Genomic DNA, 496 nt, shown 5'->3' with positions numbered 1-496 from the left:
CAAATCTTGTGTGCATGGCAGCCTTGACCTTTTTGCTGGTCTGTCGGGCGTGCATTTCATTCAGGATGTTTAAGAACGGTGCAAGCTCGCTTTCTCCGTTGATGGTGTCCACATTGTCATTGATGGCAATGTAGCGTACTCCCTTGCTGGGGAAATAGATTTCCGTGTACTGACCGGTCAGGATATAGTTTCTTCCCAGACGGGATAAGTCCTTTGTGACAACGCAGTTGATTTTCCCGTCTTCGATGTCATCAATCATCCTTTGGAAACTTGGACGCTCGAAATTTGTCCCACTCCATCCGTCGTCAATGTACTCGTCTACAACGGTCAGCCCATGCTCTGCGGCATACTGTCTAAGCATCATGCGCTGGGTCTGGATACTGCCGCTTTCCCCCTGTAATTCATCGTCACGGCTCAATCTCAAATATAGTGCAGTGTTATAAATCGTTGTATTATATGGTTGTTTCACGGTTAAAAATCCTCCTTCTAAAAGAAA

1 protein-coding gene is annotated in these 496 nt (G+C 46.2%); it reads right to left on the bottom strand.

Translation table 11 applies throughout. The features are described 5' to 3' along the window. A partial coding sequence (locus tag OCV62_RS11475) for a recombinase family protein (protein WP_262586807.1) occupies positions 1–469 on the bottom strand: 469 nt, incomplete at its 3' end. Positions 470–496: the final 27 nt, after the last annotated feature.

The organism is Gallintestinimicrobium propionicum, assembly GCF_025567525.1.
In the GTDB taxonomy this organism is placed as follows: Bacteria; Bacillota; Clostridia; order Lachnospirales; family Lachnospiraceae; genus Gallintestinimicrobium; species Gallintestinimicrobium propionicum.
The sequence above is the reverse complement of the archived record's forward strand: the minus strand, read 5'-3'. Positions and strand labels throughout refer to the sequence as shown.